The sequence below is a fragment of the Sporichthyaceae bacterium genome (assembly GCA_036493475.1).
Lineage (GTDB): Bacteria > Actinomycetota > Actinomycetes > Sporichthyales > Sporichthyaceae > DASQPJ01.
This window is the reverse complement of sequence record DASXPS010000169.1, coordinates 1-3,477: the sequence shown is the minus strand read 5'-3', so window position 1 is coordinate 3,477 and position 3,477 is coordinate 1. Positions and strand designations below refer to the sequence as shown.

At 69.0% G+C, this 3,477-nt stretch carries 2 protein-coding genes; both read left to right on the top strand.

What is annotated here, in order from left to right:
* Window positions 1-507 (top strand): hypothetical protein (locus VGJ14_17170; protein ID HEY2834163.1); only part of this gene is annotated, 507 nt, incomplete at its 5' end.
* A gap of 79 nt (window positions 508-586) precedes the next feature.
* Window positions 587-3,477, top strand: a 2,891-nt coding sequence (locus tag VGJ14_17165; protein ID HEY2834162.1) for a molybdopterin-dependent oxidoreductase, incomplete at its 3' end; no start/stop codon positions are given.

The window sequence follows — 3,477 nt, the reverse complement described above, 5'->3', positions numbered from 1 at the left end:
CCGTTCTGCTTCGTCGAGCAGAAACGCTTCAAGTTCAAGGAGGACATCGGCTTTTTCGCCGATCAGTCCAAGACCCAGCAATTGATGCGCATCCTGGCCCGGCAGCGCTTCGACCCCCGCGCGCGCTACGACATCACCACTGCCGCCGGGCTGCCCATCGGGCAAATTCAGAAGGTGTTCGGTATCTCGCTGTTCCGCTCCACCTACGCCCTGTTCACCCCCGACGGTCAGGAGATCTGCCGGGCCACCGAGAGATCCTTGCCGATCGCCTTGTTCCGGCGCCTGGTAGGTGAGCTGCCATACCTGGGCGCTTGGGCGAACTGGCTGCCGATCCCCTACGACTTCAACTTCATCCGCAACGGCAAGGTGATCGCCACCAACCGGCGTCGCCGGTTCAAGATTGCCGACGTGTACGACATCGACGCCTCCGCGGACACTGAGCGCGCGCTGGACCGACGCCTACTGTTGGCCACCACGGTCGGGATGGACGCACTGCAAGCTCGATGAAACGCAGTGGTTACCGACTGCGTGGCTGCACTGACAACTCCGAAACGGTCCAGTAACACCGGTTCGATTCGCTGACCCGGTGGCCCGCGTCCGTGGTGTGTGTTCGTACTGCGGAGTCGGTTGTGGCCTGGTCTTCCAGATCGGCCGGGACGCCACGGGGGCGCGCCGGGTGATCTCGGTGATCGGTGATGTCGAACATCCGGCCAACCGCGGCCGGTTGTGCACCAAGGGCGCCACCAGCGCCGAGGTGGCCGGTGCCGACGGGCGACTGACCCGCGCAATGATCCGGCCCGAGCGCGGCGCCGCACCGGAGGAGGTCGCGCTGGACGAGGCGATCGCCGAAGCCGCCTCGCGGCTGCGCAGCATTGTCGCCGAGCACGGCCCGGACGCCGTCGCGCTCTACGTCTCCGGGCAGATGACCACGGAGGCGCAGTACCTGGCCAACAAACTGGCCAAGGGATACCTGCGCACTGCGCACATCGAGTCGAATTCACGGCTGTGCATGGCGGGCGCCGCCACCGGCTACAAGCAGTCGCTGGGGGCCGACGGGCCGCCCGGCTCATACGACGACTTCGACGCCGCCGACGTGTTCCTGGTCATCGGTGCCAACATGGCCGACTGCCACCCGATCCTCTACCTGCGGATGATGGAGCGGGTCCGGGCCGGGGCGAAGCTGATCGTCGTTGACCCGCGGCGCACCGCCACCGCGGCCAACGCCGACCTGTTCCTGCAGGTGAAGCCGGGCACCGACCTGGCGCTGCTCAACGGCCTGCTGGCGCTGATCGTCGACGGTGGCCGGCTCGATCCGGAATTCATCGCCGCGCACACCGACGGCTGGGCGGCGATGCCGCCCTTTCTCGCCGACTACGGCGCCGACACGGTCGCGGAGCTCACCGGCGTGCCTGCCGCAGACCTGCGCACGGCCGCGGAATGGATCGGGACCGCGCGCAACTGGATGAGCTGCTGGACCATGGGGCTCAACCAGAGCACGCACGGGACCTGGAACACCAACGCGTTATGCAACCTGCACCTGGCCACCGGCGCGATCTGCCGCACGGGTAGTGGCCCGTTCTCGTTGACCGGCCAACCGAACGCCATGGGCGGCCGGGAAATGGGATACCTGGGCCCGGGCCTGCCCGGCCAGCGCAGTGCGCTGTCACCCGCGGATCGGGAATTCGTCGAGCAGTTGTGGCAGCTGCCCGCCGGCACGCTGCGCGCCGAGGCCGGCAGCGGCACCGTGGACATGTTCCGGCGGCTGGCCACCGGCGCGATCAAGGCGGTCTGGGTGATCTGCACCAACCCGGTGGCCTCGGTCGGCAACCGGCGCACGGTGATCGAGGGCCTGGCGAACGCCGAACTGGTCATCGTGCAGGAGGCCTTTGCCGACGCAGAGACCAACGCCTACGCGGACATCCTGCTGCCGGCGGCGATCTGGACCGAGACCGACGGGGTTTTCGTCAACTCCGAACGCAACCTGACGCTGCTTCAGGCGATGGTGGATCCGCCGGGTGAGGCGCGGCCGGACTGGGAATTGATCGCCCGCGTCGGTATCGAACTCGGACACGCCGACGCGTTCGACTTTCCCGATGCGGCCGCCGTGTTCGACGAGCTGCGCGCCTTCGCGAACCCGGTCACCGGTTGGGACCTGCGCGGCGTGGACCACGAGCGGTTGCGCAACGGGCCGGTGCAGTGGCCGGCTCCCCCGGACGACCCCGCCGACCGGCACCCGATCCGCTATCGCAGCGACGCCGGGCTCACCTTCCCGCTGGGTCGCGCCCGGTTCCTGGCCCGTCCGCACGTTCCGGCCGCCGAACTGCCCGACGCCGATTACCCACTGGTGCTGAACACCGGCCGGGTGCAGCACCAGTGGCACACGCTGACCAAGACCGGCAAGGTGGCCAAGCTCGGCAAGCTCGACCCCGGCCCCTACCTGCAGGTGCATCCGGACGACGCCGCCGAACGGGGTGTCGCCACCGGGGACATGGTCGAGGTGGCCTCCCGGCGCGGGCGGGCGATCCTGCCGGCGCGGCTGTCCCCCGACGTCGCGCCCGGCAGCGTATTCGCGCCGTTCCATTGGAACGACAGTTATGGCGAGTACCTGAGCATCAACGCCGTGACCTCCGACGCGGTGGACCCGGACTCGCTGCAGCCCGAACTCAAGGTGTGCGCCGTATCGCTGAAACGCGTCACCCCGCTTGCGTCCGAAGAAGAGTGTCCGGGCACCCCCAGTTTTTCGGACGCAAGCGGGGTGGGGGCGGTGGATCTGCCTGCGCTGCTCGGGGACGACTCGCTGCCCCGCCTCGACGAGCATCAGCGCGCCTATCTGCAGGGCCTGATCCGGGGTGCGTCGACCGGCGGTGGCGTGCCGGTGTTGCCGCGCAGTGCGCCGTTCTCCGGCCTGGCGCGGATCTGGGTGGACGGTCTGTTGGCGGGGCTGTTCAGTCGAGAACCCGAGCCCTTCTCCCCTGCCGCCGAGGCGCCGTTGGACCGGCCGCGGATCCTGGTGGCCTGGGCCTCGCAGACGGGCAATGCCGAGGAGTTCGCCGCCGACGTCGCTCGTGACCTGACCGCGGACGGGCACGGCGTGGACCTCATGGGCATGGATCACATCGACCGCGAGCAACTCGCCTCGGCGGAGGTGCTGCTGGTTGTCTCCAGCACCTTCGGCGACGGCGAGGCCCCGGACAACGGCACCGTGTTCTGGCGGGCGCTCACCTTGCCTGACGCGCCGTCACTTTTGCGGTTGCGCTACGCCGTGCTGGCATTCGGTGACTCCAACTACGCCGATTTCTGCGGACACGGGCGCCGGTTGGACGCCCGCCTGGCCGAGCTCGGCGCGAGCCGACTGCTGGACCGGGTGGACGTCGAACCCGACGGCATCGCGCACGCCGAGGCCTGGCTGGCCGCCGTCCGCGGACTTCTCCCCGTTGCGTCCGAAGAAGAGTGTCCGGGCACCCACACTTCTTCGGA